Annotated in this window: 1 protein-coding gene; it reads right to left on the reverse strand. The window is 71.4% G+C overall.

Annotated elements, in window-relative coordinates:
* Window positions 1-3: 3 nt before the first annotated feature.
* A partial coding sequence (locus FLV34_RS41065; protein WP_187280882.1) for a hypothetical protein occupies window positions 4-1,028 on the reverse strand: 1,025 nt, incomplete at its 5' end.

Below are 1,028 nucleotides of genomic sequence, written 5' to 3' on the forward strand. Positions count from 1 at the left end.
GGCTCATGTGCCGAGGGGGGTGCCGCGGCTGTTGAGGAGGATCAGCTTTTCGATGCGGCGGCGGCGCCGGGTGCTGGTGAGGCGGAGGGCGAGGACGGCGAGGGCGAGCAGGGCGAGGAGGGTGAGCTGGGGCCAGGGGATGGCCCAGATGGTGGTGTCGATGGCGACGCGTTCGGCGGTGACGCCGGGCAGGGGTTTGCCTGCGGGGGAGGGGATGGCCCAGATGGTGGTGCCGATGGGTCCCAGGGGCCAGGTGCCGGTGATGCGGGCGGTGAAGGTGCGGCTGCCGCCGGGCATGATTTCGCGGGCTCTGGCTTCGGAGGTGTCGTCCCAGGTGTTGTCGCCGGCGAGGGTGGAGGTCTGGATGCGGCTGTCGGGGGCCAGGCGGACGTTGCCGGTGTTGGCGAGGGTGTAGGTGACTTCGACGGTGCCGGGGGTGAAGGGGTTCCAGGACCAGGTGTAGGCGGTCTGTATGTTGCTGACGGCGATTTTGGCGGCGAAGGTGCCGGTGACGCGGATGTTGACGCGGACGCCGACGCGGTTGTGGACGCGGACCTGGCCGGAGACGGCGTCGACGGAGGCGGTGACGCCGGCGGGGTGGTCGCCGGGGGTGGCGTTTTGGGGGATGGCCACGGTGATGGGGACGACGGTGGTGGCTCCGGCGGCGATGGTGACTTTTTCGGGGACGGTGATCCAGGCGCCGCCGTCGACGGGGGTGGCCTCGGGGGGCCGCATGTCGAAGTAGCCCTTGGTGGTGAGGTAGCCGTCGCCTGCGTCGATGGCGAAGTCGACGGGTTGGGTGGAGCGGTTGATGACGGCGATGTGTTCGGTGACCTGTTGCCCGGCGGGCAGTTCGATGTCGATGGCGGTGCGGCCGTCGGGGCCGTCGGCGTTGGCGGGGACGACCGACCAGGTGGTGTCGGCACCGGCCGGGACGGCGAACGCCGCCACGGCGACCATGGCGACCAAGAGGGTGCCGACAGCCCGCAGAACGGCCAGTGCGGCGAGCAGGGCGGGGGCGCCCTGCG

Origin of the sequence: Microbispora sp. CSR-4, from assembly GCF_008033685.1 — a bacterium.
Classification (GTDB): Bacteria; Actinomycetota; Actinomycetes; order Streptosporangiales; family Streptosporangiaceae; genus Microbispora.